Here is a 638-nt window from a genome sequence, read left to right as displayed (position 1 = left end):
TCTTCATCCAGCGCTTCTAGCTTTTCCTTCATCTGCTCGCGGCATACATTTGCGAGTTCACGAATGCCATCTTTACCGTAACCTTCAGTGCTCACCGGTGGCAACATTTCAACAATCACATGACCATTGTTCCAGCGGTTAAGTTTAATGTGGTCAGTGGAGCTACATACGATTGGAATAATTGGCACTTCAGCACCGATCGCCGCATGGAACGCACCCGTTTTAAACGGCAGCAAACCACGACCACGTGAGCGTGTACCTTCTGGGAACATCCAAACCGACACATCACTTTCTTTCATGCTGTTAACCACTTGGTCGATCGTACCTTTCGCTTTTGAACGGTTTGCACGGTCAATCAGAATATTGCCCGTCAACCAGTAAAGCTGACCAAACAGTGGCATCCACGCTAGACTTTTCTTACCGACGGTCACCACTTTCGGTGTCACTGCCGCAGACACAGTAAACATGTCCCAGTTGTTTTGGTGGTTAGCGATGTAAACGTGCTGACCACGAGAGTACGCATCTTCAGGAATACGTAATTCTAGCGTTACCCCAAATACGCGAGACATCTTGGCAAACAAGCGGCCAAATGTGAAAACGTGTTTAGGATTTCGAGGGCTTAATAGGCAGTAACCACA

Annotated in this window: 1 protein-coding gene; it reads right to left on the bottom strand. The window is 47.8% G+C overall.

Features of this window, described 5'->3' with window-relative positions:
• Positions 1-638: 1-acylglycerol-3-phosphate O-acyltransferase (locus R8N47_RS25995; RefSeq protein WP_318186203.1), on the bottom strand; the 638-nt coding region annotated here is incomplete at both ends.

The sequence above is a fragment of the Vibrio sp. 2132-1 genome (genome assembly GCF_033344315.1).
The sequence above is the reverse complement of the archived record's forward strand: the minus strand, read 5'-3'. Positions and strand labels throughout refer to the sequence as shown.